Source organism: Nonomuraea sp. CX421, assembly GCF_059358955.1.
This window is the reverse complement of sequence record NZ_JCADBK010000022.1, coordinates 96642-110828: the sequence shown is the minus strand read 5'-3', so window position 1 is coordinate 110828 and position 14187 is coordinate 96642. Positions and strand designations below refer to the sequence as shown.

Genomic DNA, 14187 nt, shown 5'->3' with positions numbered 1-14187 from the left:
GGTCAGGTGCCGTCGATCTTAGCGGCGTCGATCTCAGCGCCGTCGAGGAGAGCCGTCGTGGTCGGAGCGACGTCCGCCCAGCGCCGGCAGGACCGTCGTCTCCTTTGTATAGGGCGGGGGCCGGGTTTCTGTCGGTGGCGGAGGACAGGATGACGACCATGGTTTCGTGGCAGGAATTCGAGCGGCAGGCGCCGGAGCTGGCGAAGGTCGCGCGGGCGCTGATGGACGATCACCGGCACAAGGTGCTGGCCACCCTGCGCAAGGACGGGTCGCCGCGGGTGAGCGGCACCGAGTCGCAGTTCCGCGACGGCGATCTGTGGATGGGGTCGATGCCGAGGTCGGTCAAGGCCCTCGACCTGCGGCGCGACCCGCGGATGGCACTGCACGTCACCTCCGACGACCCCGGCGAGGGCGACCCGTCGGCCTGGAGGGGCGACGTCAAGCTGGCCGGGCGCGCGGTGGAGGTCACCGACGGGGAGCTGCTGGCCTCGTTCGACCTGCCGGACAGTGACGCGCACCTGTTCAGGGTCGAGCTGTCCGAGGTGGTGTGGACCCACGTGCAGGGCGACGAACTGGTCATCGACGCGTGGCACGAGGGAGCGGGGGTCCGGCAGGTCCATCGTAAGTAATCTACATTGTAAAGGCGCTCGGCGGTTCGAGCACGCCCTGCAGGCGGTTCGAGCACGTTCTAGTGCACGAAAAAACCTCCGTCGACGAACAACATCTGGCCGGTGACGAAGGCGGAGGCATCGCCGGCCAGGAACACCGCGGCGCCGGCGAAATCGGCGGGCACGCCGTTGCGGCCGCTCATGTGACGGGCGGCCAGTTGCTCGACGCGTCCCGGCACCGCCTGGGCCGCTTCGGTGAGCGGGGTCAGGATGAACCCGGGGATGATCGTGTTTACGCAGACGCCCCGTGCCGACCAGGCCTCCGCCTGCGAGCGGGTCAGCCCGGCGACGGCGGCCTTGGACACCCCGTAGACGCCGCTGTCGCCGAAGGCGCTGACGCTCTGCTGCGAGCCTAGGTTGATGATGCGGCCCCAGCCGCGTTCGGCCATGCGCGGCCCGAAGTGCTGGCCGAGCAGGTAGGGCGCGGTCAGGTTGACGGCGACGGTCTGCTCGTAGTCGTCCTCGGTGAGCTCGGCCATGGGTTTGCGGATGTTGTTGGCGGCGTCGTTGACCAGGATGTCGATCTCGCCGGCGACCTCGCAGACATGCTTGACGGCGTCGCGCCGGCCCAGGTCGGCGCTGATGCTGGAGGCGGTCACGCCATGGCGGCGCAGCCGTTCGGTGGCCTGGTCGAGCTCGCCCGGCCGGCGGGCGACGATCACCACGTCGGCGCCCGCGCGGCCGATCGCCTCGGCGATGGCGTAGCCGATGCCCGAGCTGCCGCCGGTCACCAGGGCGCGGCGGCCGTGCAGGGAGAAGAGTTCGCGAAGATAGGCAGACACGGCTCGCCAAGCTAGCAGGCGTGATCCGCGCCGCGTTCGGCCGGGATCAGCCCATGGGCTCCGTGCTGCCCGGCATGGGCCGCCCATGGCCGCCCATGGGCGCGCGTGGCGCAGGTGGGGCAGGCGCGGGCCCGTGCGCGTCCAGGGTCTGCCGGGGTCCGGCGTCAGTGGGGTCCAGGTCGGTCGGGTCCAGGTCGGTCGGGTCCGGCGTCAGTTAGGTCCAAGGTCGGTCGGTGAGGGGTCGGTGGCGGTGGCCACGATGTGGGCCAGGGTGATCTCGCTGAGCAGGGCGTTCTCGTACTGGCGGATCTCGTCCCACACCTCGGCGAGCGGGCGGGCGACGCCGGGGAAGTGGCCCACGCCGGTCTCGACGCCTTCGGTCACGCGGATCACGTCGGCCAGGGAGATCTTCTCCGCCGGGCGGGCCAGCCAGTAGCCCCCGTCGGGGCCGCGCTGGCTGTTGATCAGTCCGGAGCGGCGGAGCTGGAGCAGGATGTCGTCGCAGAAGCGGCGGGGGATGTCCTGGCTGGCCGAGATGTGTTCGGCGCGTACGGGGCCGTCGGTGGCGGCGAGCACCACCATGGCCCGCAGGGCGTAGTGCGTACGGGCGGAGATGCGCATCATGCGGCGGGCCGGCGCCGGGACGGAAGGGCGGCGGGGCCGGTCGCCGCGGGCCGGATGGAGTGGCGTCCCGGCCGGGTGTTCCGACGAGGCCGGTCCCGGCTGCTCGGGGCGGCCGGGACCGGGTGACGTGCGTTCACGGGCGGCTTCAGGATGCGGACGTCGTCTCCTCCTCGCCGCGGCGGGCTCGCAGCTCGGCCTCGACCGCCTCGACGGACTCCTCGGCCTTGGCGCGGCGGTAGGCGCGGACCGAGATGGCGATCGCGCCGGCCCAGATGACGGCGATGGTGATGTAGGCGATGGTCTGCACGTTGCCAGGGGCGTCGATCCAGTCGGAGCGCAGCAGGGTGCGGACGTTGGTCAGGATGATGACGCCGCCCACGGCGGAGCCGAGGATGCGCGGCGGGATGTGGCGCACGAGCCAGGCGGCGATGGGCGCGGCGATGACGCCGCCGAGGAGCAGGACGGCGACCCAGGAGAAGTCGATGTTCTCCGAGCCAATGCCGACGAAGAAGCCGACGCTGGCGGCGATGGCGACGAGGAACTCGCTGGCGTCGATCGAGCCGATGACCTTGCGGGGTGCCAGGCGGCCGCTGGCCAGGATGGCGGGCGTGCCGACGGGGCCCCAGCCGCCGCCTCCGGTGGCGTCGACGAAGCCGGCGACCAGGCCCAGCGGGCCGAGGAAGCGCTTGCGCAGCGGCTTGCCCAGGTTGCCCTTGGGCAGGCCGAAGGCGGTGAAACGGATGAGGATGTAGACCCCGAGCGCCAGCAGGATGAGCGACATGACCGGGGCGGCCACGTCGGTGGAGAGGCTGGACAGGAAGGTGGCTCCGGCGAAGGCGCCGACGGCTCCGGGGATGCCGATCTTGGCGACGACTTTCCAGTCGATGTTGTCGAAGCGCCAGTGGGAGACGCCGGAGGCGAGGGTGGTGCCGATCTCGGCGAGGTGGACGGTGGCCGACGCGGCGGCCGGGTTGGTGCCGATGGCCAGCAGGAGGGTCGTGGACGTCACGCCGTAGGCCATGCCTAGGCTGCCGTCGACGAGCTGGGCGGCGAAGCCGACCAGACCGAGCAGGACGAGCGCGCGCAAGGGTCCACCTTTCCTTCTTTTCCTACTATGTCGAGTGGGAATAGCGTGTATCAGGTAAGGGGGGTTCGTCAAGCCACGGTTCACCATCCACTACGGCCGATCTCCGTGGCAGCGGTGGGCGGGAGGCACCTGCTCCAGGGCGAGGGCGGCGAAGGCGGTGGCCATGGGCGAGGCCGCCCCGGCCTCCGGCAGGCCGAGCAGGATGGTCCGGGTCTCCTCCGGTTCGAGCGGGATCGCGCAGACGCCCGTGGTGCGGGCGGGCAGGGCCAGCTCGGGGACGATCGACACACCGAGGTCCTCGGCGACCATGGCGAGGATGCTGCCGGTGTCGCGGACCCGGTAGTGGCAGCGCAGGGACGCGCCGGCCCGCCGTACGAGGTCGATGATCAGCGGCTCGCACCCGCCCGTGGACATGATGAACGGGTGACGCGCCAGGTCGGTCACCGCGACGGAGGGCCGGGAGCTCAGCCGGTGGGCGGCGGGCAGGATGGCGAGCATCCGGTCGCGGGCGAACGGCGTGGTGGCCGCCCCCGGTGCGACGGTGGTGAGGGTGGCCACGTCGACCGCACCGGTCACCAGCCAGTCCAGCACCTCCTCGTCCGAGCCCTCCAGGACGGTCAGGGGCGCGCCGGGGTGGGCGGTGGTGAAGGCGCGCAGCACGCGCGGCAGCAGCGAGGCGTTCGCGCTGGGGATGACGCCGACGCGCAGCCGGCCCAGGGACTCGCCGCGGGCGGTGGCCGCCTCCTGTTCGAGGGCGTCGAGCTGGGCCAGGACGAGCACGGCCCGGCGGGTGACGGCGCGACCGGCGTCGGTGGGCGTCACCCCGTGGGTGTTCCTGGTGAACAGGGTCAGGCCGAGTTCGCTCTCCAGCAGGCGCAGAGCGTGGCTCACCGCCGACTGGGTGGTGGCGAGCTCGGCGGCGGCGCGGGTCATGTTGCCGGTGCGGGCGACCGCCACCAGGACGCGGAGCTGGCTGAACGTCATCGGGCGAGTGCCGCCCGCAGGAAGCCGGTGATCAGCGGGTGCGGCCTGCCGGGCAGCGAGCGGGCCTGGGGGACGAACAGCGTGGCCAGGTAGAAGGGGTGGCCGGGCAGTTCGAGGACGCGGGCCTCGCCGTCGGCGTCGGTGCCGCTCACCCGCAGGCCGCCGTCGTGCAGGGCCCGCTGGTACTCGGGGTTGAGGCCGAAGTCGCAGTAGTACTGCTCCTCGGTCGTGTTCTCGCCGTACAGGGTGGCGGCGGTGGAGCCGGGCACGAGCGCGACCGGCATGGTGGCGCCCTTGAGCGAGCAGGCGAGCTCGGTGACGAACAGGCGCGAGGCGTAGGGGTCGTACTCGGCGTGCTGGGCGTCGGCGAAGCCCAGCACGCCGCGCGCGTACTCGATCACCATGTGCTGGCAGCCGCCGCACGTGCCCAGCGTGGGCAGGCGGTGCTCGCGGGCGTGCCGCAGCGCGCGCACCGCCCCGTCGAGGCTCTGGTACGGGCTGCCGGGGACGCACCAGACGGCGTCGGCGGACCGTACGGGGGAGAGGTCGGTCTCCAGGGGGAGAGTCGGCACCCAGCGGGCGTCCACGCGGACGCCGAGGTGTTCGGCGGCGTGGCGCAGGGCGTCCTCCGTGGCGGTGTGCGGAGGGAATGTGGGGTCGTGGTCGCCGACGAGTGCGACGGTCAGGCGGGAGCGCATGAAGCCGACTATCGCGGCATGCGGACCCTGGCGCCAATGCCGGACGACGCTCCCCGGTATGAGCGTCTCCTCATGCCGGGACGGGCTCACGGGACGAGGCTTGCCCGGAGGCGCGCGACAGGAGTAAGCTCTTCTGCTTGGACGCAAATCAAAGAGCTTCCACACGTCACCCGTTAGGAGTATATCACCTAATGACTAATCGTCAAGAAGTTCTGGCCGAGGCCCTTGACGTCGAGCAGGAGACCGTGTCGATGCTCTACGGCCGGCTCGACCTGGCGCGGTCACGGGCCGAGGCGGCGCTGGCCCGCGCGCACGGCGGCGGCGGAGCGGGCGGCACGCGCCAGGCCAGGCTGGAGCGCGACGCGGTGGCGGGTGAGCAGGCCCGCCGGCTGGCGCAGCTCAACGCCGTCGAGCGCGGCCTGTGCTTCGGCCGCGTCGACGACGCGGCGGGGCAGACCGTCTACATCGGGCGGATCGGGCTGCGCGACGACGAGTACGAGTCGGTGCTGATCGACTGGCGGGCGCCGGCCGCCCGCCCGTTCTACGTCGCCACGGCGGGCGATCCGGGCGGGCTGGTGCGCCGCCGCCACCTGCATCTGCGTGACCGCGCGGTGGTGGGGCTGGACGACGAGGTGTTCGACCTGGAGCGGATGAGCGACGGCGACCGGCGCACGCTGGTGGGGGAGGCGGCGCTGCTGGCGGCGCTGCGGCGCGGCCGCACGGGACGGATGGGCGACGTGGTGGCCACCATCCAGACCGAGCAGGACCGGGTGATCCGGGCCTCGTGGCAGGGGGCGCTGGTGGTGCAGGGTGGCCCCGGCACCGGCAAGACGGTGGCGGCGCTGCACCGGGCCGCGTACCTGCTCTACACCCACCGCGACACGCTGGAGCGGCGCGGCGTGCTGGTGGTGGGGCCGAACGCGATGTTCCTGCGCTACATCGGCCAGGTGCTGCCGGCGCTGGGGGAGACGCAGGTGGTGATGTCGACGGTGGGCGAGCTGTTCCCGGGAGTGCGGGCGACGGCCGCCGACGAGCCGCGTACCGCCGTGGTCAAGGGCGATCCGCGGATGGCCGAGGTGATGGCGGGGGCGGTGCGGGAGCGCCAGCGGGTGCCCGCCGGCGATTTGGAGGTGGAGCTCGACGGCCTGGTCCTGCGGGTGCCTCACGAGACGTGCGCGCGGCTGCGCGAGCGGGCTCGGGCGGTGCGGCTGCGGCACAACATGGCGCGCAAGCTGTACGTCACCGAGCTGCTCAAGGAGCTGGCCCTGGCCGAGGCGCGGGCCCTGGAGGGGGCGCTGCGGCTGGAGGAGATGGAGCTGGAGGACCCCGAGCTGGCCGAGCCGCTCGACCTGGAGGGCGACCTGGACGAGCTGGACATCGAGCTGGCGAGCCGCCGCCTTTGGGAGCTGCCGGAGGTGCGGCGGGCGGTCGACGGGCTGTGGCCGGAGCTGACGCCGCGCCGGCTGGTCAGCGAGCTGCTGGCCGCGCCCGAGACGCTCCGGCAGGTCTCGCCTCCGGGCCTGGACTGGCGGGCCCTGGTACGGCCGGCGGACGCCGGCTGGACGGTGGGCGACGTGCCGCTGCTGGACGAGGCGGCCGAGCTGCTGGGCGAGGACGACTCGGCCCATCGTGCGGCGAGCAGGCGGGCGCGGGCCGAGTGGGAGGAGCAGGAACTCTTCGCGCGGGAGGTGCTGGAGACGACCGGGCTGCTGGAGGAGGGCATCTTCGGCGAGGCCGACCGGCTGGCGGCCCGCCATGCCGGTCCGGATGACGACCTGACCACCGCGGACCGGGCGGCGGCCGACCGCACGTGGGCGTACGGGCACGTGATCGTGGACGAGGCGCAGGAGCTGTCGCCGATGGCCTGGCGGATGGTCATGCGCCGGGTGCCCGCGCGTTCGCTGACCGTGGTGGGCGACCTGGCGCAGACGGGGTCGGCGGCGGGCGCCCGGTCGTGGGGCGAGGTGCTGGATCCGCACCTGGCCGGCCGGTGGCGGGAGGAACGGCTGCTGGTCAACTACCGCACGCCGGTGGAGATCATGCGGGTGGCGGCCGACGTGCTGCGGGCGGTGGATCCCGGTCAGATGCCTCCGGAGTCGGTACGGGAGGGGGGATCGGAGCCGCGGGCCGTGCGGGGCGGGGTGGCCGAGCTGCCGGCGCTGGTGCGGGAGGAGCTCGCCGCCGTCGGGGAGGGCAAGATCGGCGTGATCACCTCGGACGCGCGGCACGCCGAGGTGGCGGCGCTGTTTCCCGGGCACGACCTCGACGCGGCCGTGGTGGCGCTGACGGTGACCCAGGCCAAGGGCCTGGAGTTCGACGCGGTGCTGGTGGTGGACCCGGCGGGCATCCTCGGCCAGTCGCCGATGGGCGGCCAGGATCTGTACGTGGCGGTGACGAGGGCGACCAGGCGCCTGACGGTCGTCCATGACGGTGACCTGCCCGGCGTCCTGTCCCGCCTGACCCAGAAATCTACAAAGTAAAGGCCCTGGGCGGGTGATTCACCCTCTCAGCCACCACAACCCGAACCTCTCGACGGGCCGAAGAGCTCGTCGGCCACGGCGCAGATACGGCCGAGCACCATGTCGAGGGCGCGCAGGGTGTCGAGGTCGAGATGCCGCATGATGAGGTTGTACTGCTCCAGGCCGGCGTCGTTGATCTCCTCCATGAGCCTGAGGCCGGCGTCGGTCAGCTCGACGCGGCGTACGCGCCGGTCGTGCGGGTCCTCGTGCCTGCTCACCAGGCCTTGGCCGACGAGGCGGTCGACGATGCCGGTGACCGTGCCGAGGCCGACGCCGAGGCCGGTGGCGAGCTCCTGGCCGGAGGCCGAGCCGTGGATCGACAGGAGCATGACGACCTTCAGCTGGCGCATCGTGAGGTTGGAGGCGAAAAGAGGGGACTGGTGCTGGGCGAAGGCCCGGCCGAGGCCACGCTGGGCTTCTGTGATCCGGTGGATCAGGTCATCGCGTTCGTTCTTCACGCTCACCTCTCGTTCCTGAGAAGGTTATCAGGAAGATCGGGTGAGGCTAAATATTCGTATGAGGCGAAGTGTTAGTCTGGGCCGAACTCTCGGAAGGACCCTGATGACCGCATTCGCCCGGTTGAGCCTCGCCAACCGCAGCCTCGTGATCCTGATCGCGGTCGTGATCACCGCGTTCGGCGCGTTCACGATCCCGCAGTTGAAACAGCAGTTGCTGCCGTCGCTGGAGTTTCCCGGGGCGTTCGTGGTGGCACCCTATCCCGGCGCCTCACCGGAGATCGTGGAGGAGCAGGTCACCGCCCCGCTGGAAGAGTCCTTCCAGGGCATCGCCGGCCTGGAGCAGACCACTTCGACGTCCCAGGAGGGCCTGGCGCAGATCCAGGTGGCCTTCGAGTACGGCACGGACATCGAGTCGTCGATCAGCAAGATGCAGCAGGCCGTGAGCCGGCTCCAGGGTCGCTTGCCGGCGGGGGTTGAGCCGCAGGTCGTGGCGGGCAGCACCGACGACATCCCGGTGATGGTGCTGGCGGTGGGCGACGGTGGCGATCCGCGCGCGATGGCGGACAAGCTGCGCCAGACCATGGTGCCGGAGTTGCAGGCGATCGAGGGTGTGCGGGAGGTCGCGGTCACCGGCACCCGCGAGGAGGTCGTGACCATCACGCCCGACCTCGGGAAGATGGCGCTGGCGGGCGTGTCTCCGGCGCAGATCCCCGAGGCGCTGAAGGCGAACGGCACCCCGATCCCGGCGGGCACGCTGACCGCCGACGGCAAGTCGCTGACCGTGCAGGTGGGCGCCCGGGTCGATTCGATCGCCAAGCTGAAGGCGCTGTACCTGACGCCCGCGCAGCCGCAGGCCCAGCCGGCGCAGCCCCAGCCGGGCAGGCCGCAGACCGGCCAGCCGCAGGCGGGTCAGCCGCAGACGGGGCAGCCGCAGACGGGGCAGCCGCAGGCGGGTCAGCCGCAGACCGTGCAGCGGGCGTTGAAGCCGGTCAAGCTCGGTGATGTCGCCACGGTGGAGCGCGCCCTGGCGGAGCCGACCACGATCACGCGGACCGGCGGCAAGACGAGCCTCGGCGTGTCGGTGACGATGTCGCCGGACGGCAACGCGGTGACCATCTCGCACGAGGTGCGCGACAAGCTGCCCGAGCTGACCAAGGCGCTGGGCGACTCGTCGGACAGGGCGGTGGAGGTGGTGTTCGACCAGGCGCCGTACGTGGAGAAGTCGATCGAGGACCTGACCACCGAGGGGCTGCTGGGGCTCGCGTTCGCGGTGCTGGTCATCCTGGTGTTCCTGCTGTCGGTGCGTTCGACGGTGGTGACGGCGGTGTCGATCCCGCTGTCGGTGGTGATCGCGTTGATCGCATTGTGGGTGGGCGACCACTCGCTGAACATGCTGACGCTGGGCGCGATGACGATCGCGATCGGCCGGGTGGTGGACGACTCGATCGTGGTGCTGGAGAACATCAAACGGCACCTCGGCTACGGCGAGGAGAAGCGCGCGGCCATCCTGACCGGGGTGCGCGAGGTGTCGGGCGCGGTGACGGCGTCGACGCTGACGACGGTGGCGGTGTTCGCGCCGATAGCGGTGGTCGGCGGGATGGTGGGCGAGCTGTTCTCGCCGTTCGCGATCACGGTGGCGGTGGCGCTGCTGGCGTCGCTGCTGGTGTCGCTGACGGTGGTGCCGGTGCTGGCGTACTGGTTCCTGAAGGCGCCGGAGCTGACGCCGGAGGAGGCGCGGGCGCAGCGCGCCCAGGCGGAGGCGAAGGAGCTGCGCAGTCCGTTGCAGCGGGCGTACCTGCCGGTGTTGCGGTTCGCGACGCGGTTCAAGCTGGTGACGGTGCTGATCGGGCTGGCGGTGTTCGTCGGCACGATGGGCTTGGCCGGGCAGCTGCAGACGAACTTCCTGGACTCCTCAGGGCAGGACACGATCTCGGTGAGCCAGCGGATGCCGGCCGGCACCGACCTGGCGACCACCGACAAGGCGGCCCAGCAGGTGGAGGGCGTGCTGGCGGACCTCGACGGGGTGGAGTCCTACCAGGTGACCGTGGGTGGCGGCAACGCCATGATGGGTGGCGCCGGTGGCAGCGCGGATCGGGCGTCGTACTCGGTGACGGTCGCGGAGGACGCCGACACGCCGGCGGTGGAGCAGGCGTTGCGCGACCGGCTGGCCGGGCTGTCGAACGTCGGCGAGGTGCAGGTCGGCGGCATGCAGGGCGGCGGGTTCGCCACGGACACCGTGCAGGTGATCGTGAAGGCGCCGGACCTCGCGGCGCTGCGGACGGCCGCGGAGACGGTCGCGTCGGAGATGGGTCAGGTGTCCGGCCTGCGTGACGTGTCGTCCAACCTGGAGACGAGCGCGCCGCGTGTGGAGGTGCGGGTCGATCGGGCGAAGGCGGCCGAGAAGGGACTGTCGGAGGCGCAGATCGGTCAGGCGGTGGCGCAGGCGTTCCGCGGGGCGCCGCTGGGCCAGGTGACGCTGGACGGCCGGGCGAGTGATCTGGTGCTGCGCAGCGGAGTGGCGCCGGCCGACGTCAAGGAGATCGGGGCGCTGTCGTTGCCGACGGCCTCGGGGCTGGTGAAGCTGTCGTCGGTGGCCGAGGTGAAGCAGGTCGGCGGGCCGACGCAGGTGACGCGGATCGACGGCGCCCGTTCGGCGACGGTGTCGGCCAAGACGACGAGCAGTGACCTGGGCAGCGTGACGCAGTCGCTGACCGACCGGCTGAAGGGGCTGGCGCTGGGCGGCGGCGCGTCGTACGAGATCGGTGGCGCGTCGGCGGACCAGGAGGAGGCGTTCGCGGATCTGGGGCTGGCGATGCTGGCGGCGATCGCGATCGTGTTCATGATCATGGTGGCGACGTTCCGGAGTTTCGTGCAGCCGTTGATCCTGCTGGTGTCGATCCCGTTCGCGGCGACGGGCGCGGTGGGGCTGCTGGTCGTGACGGACACGGCGATGGGCGTGCCGGCGTTGATCGGCATGTTGATGCTGATCGGGATCGTGGTGACGAACGCGATCGTGCTGATCGACCTGATCAACCAGTATCGGGATCAGGGGATGGGGGTCGTGGAGGCGGTGATCGAGGGCGGCCGTCGCAGGTTGCGGCCGATCCTGATGACGGCGGTGGCCACGATCTGCGCGCTGACGCCGATGGCGTTGGGTGTGACGGGGTCGGGCGGGTTCATCTCGCAGCCGCTGGCGATCGTGGTGATCGGCGGGCTGGTGACGTCGACGTTGCTGACGCTGGTGCTGGTGCCGACGCTGTACGTCATGGTGGAGCGGGCGAAGGAGCGGCTGCGGCGCGGTCCCGGTGCCGGTGCGCCGTCCAGCCCGGACGTGGACGGCGCTGGGAAGGAGAGCCTGGCCGGTCAGCCGGCCTGACCCCATCGAGGCGTCAGCCGCCCGGCGGGTTACCACATCCCGCGCTCCATGAGCGAGCCCTCGCCATCACAGGATGGCGAGGGCTTCTTCGCGCGCTACAGGCCCAGGCCGTCGGCCGTACTTGTGGCCCGCGAGGTCCAGATTCACATCATTTCCCCCATCGCCGCGATCGCCGGGCAATTGCGAAGATAGGCTTTCTGATCAGCAGGGCGTCCGCGTCAGCCATCGCTCAGGGGCCGCTCTGACGGGCGAAACGCGGGCCGGAGGGATCGGCCGCGTCGCGGCGAGAGATTTCTCCGGGGCCGTGTCGATCCGTGGGCCGCTCGTTCGACGTGTGGGTGCGAGGGCCGAGAGGCGGCCTCGCCGGACGAGGAGAGCGCGATGCCGAAGTACATGCTGATCATGCGGGGCACCGACGAGTCGAACGCGGCCATGATGGCCGACATCGACGAGATGATGGCCTCGACCCACCAGTTCATCGAGGAGATGGTCAAGGCCGGTGTTCTCCTCGCGGCGGAAGGGCTGGACGATCCGGGCCGGAGCGTTGTGGTCGATTTCAGCGGCGAGGTCCCGGTGGTCACGGACGGTCCGTACGGCGAGACCAAGGAACTGTTCGGGGGCTTCTTCCTGCTCGACGTCGCCTCGGGACAGGAGGCGGTCGAGTGGGCCAAGCGGGTCCCGGCGGCCCCCGGGGCCAAGATCGAGGTCCGGCGGGTGCCGGGGAGCGACGAGGTCCCGCAGGTCGGCGAGTGATCATCAAGGACTGGGCCGGGTGCGAGAGCATCGGCCCGATCTGATGGGTACGGCCGATGTCGAGGCCGTCTGGCGGATCGAGTCGGCACGGATCGTCGCCGCGCTGACCCGGTTCACCGGTGATTTCGGGCTGGCCGAGGACGCGGCCCAGGAGGCGGTGGCCGAGGCGCTGGTGTCGTGGCCGCTCGCCTCTCCGGCGAATCCGGCTGGCTGGCTGATGGCCACGGCCCGGCGGCGGGCGATCGACGCGATCCGCCGCCGGACCGCCCTTCAGGACCGATATGCCCTGCTGGCGGCCGGCTCGGTGGTCGATGACGACATCGATCCCGACAAGATCGACGACGACGTGCTGGCGCTGATGTTCGTCAGCTGCCATCCGGTGCTCTCCCCGGAGGCCCGGGTGGCGCTGACCCTGCGCGTGGTCGGCGGTCTGTCGAGCGAGGAGATCGCCCGCGCGTTCCTCGTACCCGTGCCGACCGTGCAGGCCCGCATCACCCGGGGCAAGAAGACGATCGCGGCGGCCGGGGTGCCGTTCGAGCTGCCGCCGGCCGCCGAGCGCCGGGAGCGGCTGGGCGGCGTGCTGAGTGTCCTCTACGTGATCTTCACCGAGGGGTCGACGGCCACGTCGGGCGACCGGCTGCTGCGGCCCGACGTCGCGTACGAGGCGATCCGGCTGGCCCGTACGCTGGCCGCGCTGCAGCCGGACGAGCCCGAGGTGCACGGCCTGCTCGCGTTGTGCGAGCTGACGGCCGCGCGTTTCCCGGCCCGGACCGGCCCGGACGGTTCGCCGGTCCTGCTTAAGGACCAGGACCGGCGGCTGTGGGACTTCTCGGCGATCCGCCGTGGGCTGGCCGCGCTGGCGAAGGCGTCGGCTCGTGGTCTCGGCCCCTACGGCCTGCAGGCCGCGATCGCCGCCACCCACGCGTCGGCGTCCTCGGTCGAGGCGACCGACTGGGACCGGATCGTGCTGCTCTACGAGGCGCTCGGCCGGGTCGCGCCCTCGCCGGTGGTCGAGCTCAACCGGGCGGTCGCCGTGGCCATGGCCTCGGGCCCGGCGCAAGCCCTGGCCATCGTGGACGAGCTGATCGCTTCGGACAGGCTCCCCGGTTCGCATCTGGTCCCGACCGTACGCGGTGAGCTGCTGGCCCGACTCGGCCGGCGACCGGAGGCACGTGCCGAGTTGGAGCTGGCGGCCCGGCTGTGCGCCAACCAGCGCGAACGCTCAGTGCTGCTGCGCAAGGCGGCCACGCTGAGCTGACTTCTCCAGGCCGGTGCACGAGCGCCGGTCGATCATTTGTCGGTGGTGTTGGCCCGCTTGGTCGGCCGCTTCTTCTCGAACACCGAGTCGGAGGAACTCGACCCCTCTCCCTGATCCGAATCCGTCTCCTCTCTCGTCCTCTTCTCCGACTTTCCCCTCTTCTCCTGCGCCGCCTTCTCCTGGGCCTCCTTCTCCGCCTGCTTGCGCCTCAGCAGTTCGTTCTTCGAGGGGAGCAGGGCCCAGACGATGCCGAGCTCGCTGACGTCCTCGTCCGTCAGCGGGACGCCCTCAGCTCTGACGATGCCCTCGCCGCCCTTGTCGCTGTGGATCGCTCCGGCCTTGCGCACCCGGGTCGCGGTCACCGATCCCGGCTTCCGCGGGTCCGGATTGTAGGTGTCGGAGAAGTAGACGTGGTGGAACGCGTTGAGCCATTTCGTGAAGCCCTGCGAGGTGCCGGCGGACTCCATGGGCTCGTGAGCCTTTTTCGGTTTGGGAGCGGACTTCTTCTGGTTCGGGTCGTAATCTCTGGTGAAGAAGACCCCGATGGCCAGCCGAAGGCAGTCGGCGTAGGCCGTGTCGACCTTGTCGAGTTTCTCGATGTCGTTTTCGAAGTTGCTTCTGAAGTTCTTCGCCGCGTCGATCGTCTGGACCTTCACCTCGACGATGACCTTGTCGGAGGCGCGGGCGGCGACGGTGCCGTTGAGCACCCAGTCGCAGGCCATTTTCGCGGTGGGGTAGACGTTGCGCGTCTGCGGAGCTCCCAGGTCGGCCCAGAGGTACTTCTTCTGCAGGTGCAGCGTGAAGGCGGTTCTCAGCGAGTCCTCCCAGCCCTCTCCCGGGTTGGCCCACCAGCCCGTGATCGTGTCGAGGTTGGCGTCGGTCCACGCGATCAGCTCGTCGAGGAAGAGTTTCGCGGTCAGCAGCTTGGTGTCGCCGGACTGGAGCGGTGTGAGGAACGTCTGTTCCATGTGTTCGTTTCC

At 71.1% G+C, this 14187-nt stretch carries 12 protein-coding genes; 5 read left to right on the top strand and 7 right to left on the bottom strand.

The features are described from left to right. The first annotated feature begins 149 nt into the window (after positions 1-149). On the top strand, positions 150-629 hold the full coding sequence (locus AC5L3X_RS30435) for a pyridoxamine 5'-phosphate oxidase family protein (RefSeq protein WP_494861524.1): 480 nt from the start codon (positions 150-152) through the stop codon (positions 627-629). A 59-nt stretch (positions 630-688) separates the two neighbouring features. Here the strand turns inward: AC5L3X_RS30435 and AC5L3X_RS30430 are convergent, their stop codons facing one another. The 5 genes from AC5L3X_RS30430 to AC5L3X_RS30410 form a co-directional block, all read right to left on the bottom strand. Continuing rightward, on the bottom strand, positions 689-1450 hold the full coding sequence (locus tag AC5L3X_RS30430) for an SDR family NAD(P)-dependent oxidoreductase (protein WP_189122801.1): 762 nt from the start codon (positions 1448-1450) through the stop codon (positions 689-691). 210 nt (positions 1451-1660) lie between these two features. Next, a complete protein-coding gene (locus tag AC5L3X_RS30425) occupies positions 1661-2074 on the bottom strand; it encodes an RrF2 family transcriptional regulator (protein WP_494861522.1) in 414 nt (137 codons plus the stop codon). 145 nt (positions 2075-2219) lie between these two features. Next, positions 2220-3161, bottom strand: a complete 942-nt coding sequence (locus AC5L3X_RS30420; RefSeq protein ID WP_494861521.1) for a sulfite exporter TauE/SafE family protein — start codon at positions 3159-3161, stop codon at positions 2220-2222. Positions 3162-3251: 90 nt separating this feature from the next. After that, a complete protein-coding gene (locus AC5L3X_RS30415; protein ID WP_494861520.1) occupies positions 3252-4145 on the bottom strand; it encodes a LysR family transcriptional regulator in 894 nt (297 codons plus the stop codon). Further along, entirely contained in the window at positions 4142-4843 is a 702-nt protein-coding gene (locus AC5L3X_RS30410) for a CTP synthase C-terminal region-related (seleno)protein (RefSeq protein WP_494861519.1), read from the bottom strand. The genes AC5L3X_RS30415 and AC5L3X_RS30410 overlap by 4 nt, the downstream gene beginning before the upstream one ends. A 191-nt stretch (positions 4844-5034) precedes the next feature. Here AC5L3X_RS30410 and AC5L3X_RS30405 point away from each other — a divergent pair, with 191 nt between their 5' ends. Further along, on the top strand, positions 5035-7323 hold the full coding sequence (locus AC5L3X_RS30405) for a HelD family protein (protein WP_494861518.1): 2289 nt from the start codon (positions 5035-5037) through the stop codon (positions 7321-7323). Between the two features lie 26 nt (positions 7324-7349). On the opposite strand, the gene AC5L3X_RS30400 is transcribed toward AC5L3X_RS30405, so the two are convergent. Further along, positions 7350-7826 carry a MarR family winged helix-turn-helix transcriptional regulator gene (locus tag AC5L3X_RS30400; RefSeq protein ID WP_494861517.1) on the bottom strand — a complete coding sequence of 159 codons (477 nt, stop codon included), beginning with the start codon at positions 7824-7826 and terminating at the stop codon, positions 7350-7352. A gap of 97 nt (positions 7827-7923) precedes the next feature. On the opposite strand from AC5L3X_RS30400, the gene AC5L3X_RS30395 reads away from it, so the two are divergent. The 3 genes from AC5L3X_RS30395 (at position 7924) to AC5L3X_RS30385 (ending at position 13207) form a co-directional block, all read left to right on the top strand. Next, positions 7924-11196, top strand: a complete 3273-nt coding sequence (locus AC5L3X_RS30395) for an efflux RND transporter permease subunit (RefSeq protein WP_494861516.1) — start codon at positions 7924-7926, stop codon at positions 11194-11196. Between the two features lie 381 nt (positions 11197-11577). Further along, complete coding sequence (locus tag AC5L3X_RS30390; protein WP_494861515.1) at positions 11578-11949, top strand: YciI family protein; 372 nt, start codon at positions 11578-11580, stop codon at positions 11947-11949. A gap of 43 nt (positions 11950-11992) precedes the next feature. Further along, positions 11993-13207 carry an RNA polymerase sigma factor gene (locus AC5L3X_RS30385; protein ID WP_494861562.1) on the top strand — a complete coding sequence of 405 codons (1215 nt, stop codon included), beginning with the start codon at positions 11993-11995 and terminating at the stop codon, positions 13205-13207. A 32-nt stretch (positions 13208-13239) separates the two neighbouring features. Here AC5L3X_RS30385 and AC5L3X_RS30380 read toward each other — a convergent pair whose 3' ends face one another. After that, positions 13240-14175, bottom strand: coding sequence for a hypothetical protein (locus AC5L3X_RS30380; RefSeq protein WP_494861514.1), 936 nt, complete (start codon positions 14173-14175; stop codon positions 13240-13242). Between the last annotated feature and the right edge of the window lie 12 nt (positions 14176-14187).